Annotated in this window: 1 pseudogene; it reads right to left on the bottom strand. The window is 55.6% G+C overall.

Annotated elements, in window-relative coordinates:
• Positions 1 to 682: pseudogene (locus tag ACTHUM_RS16920) on the bottom strand (hypothetical protein); the annotation flags it as partial.

The following is a 682-nucleotide window of genomic DNA, read 5'->3' as shown; positions in this document are numbered from 1 at the left end:
CGGTCACGTTGTTCGCGTCTTCTGCTGAAGCAGTGACGGTCACTTTGTCCGAACCTGCGCTCGCAGTCGTGCCTTTGGCGTTGACGGTATAGATGTCTTGGCCGTTGGCGCCGGTCGTTTTCACCACGTCTTTGATGTTGGTGCCGGCTGCAACTTCGGTACGGGCAGCGGCGCTTTGCTGTTTCAGCTGGCTGTAGTTGACGGCGTCGGTGTCATCGGTACCGGCGGCAACATTGGTAATCTTGTTGCCGGCGGCATTGATGCCTGACTTGGTCACACTCGGGCCACCGGTAATGGTGAGGCCGTCTGTATTCAGTTTGCTGTCGCCTGCGGTGACGCTGTCAACGGTAATGTCTTTGGCCAGTTTGAAGTCAATCTGGTTGTCAGACACGGTGGTCACGATGTTTTTGTCGCTGCTGCGGTAAGCAACGGTTTCGCCCAGTTGGACGTTGTCGTCGTTACCGTTGTCGGCGGCAATGTTCAGACCTTTGGCCACGTTGGCGTTGGTTTCTTTCAGCTGACCGTAGTTAACGGCGTCGGTATCGTCGGTACCGGCGGCTACGTTGGTCACTTTGTTGCCGGCGTTGTTCAATCCGTCTTTGGTCAGTTTGACATCACCTGCTTTAACGCCGTCTTGGGTCAATGCAACATCGTCGCCTACTTTCACACCGTCGTTGTTCAC

Source organism: Neisseria sp. P0021.S006 (genome assembly GCF_051956895.1).
The sequence above is the reverse complement of the archived record's forward strand: the minus strand, read 5'-3'. Positions and strand labels throughout refer to the sequence as shown.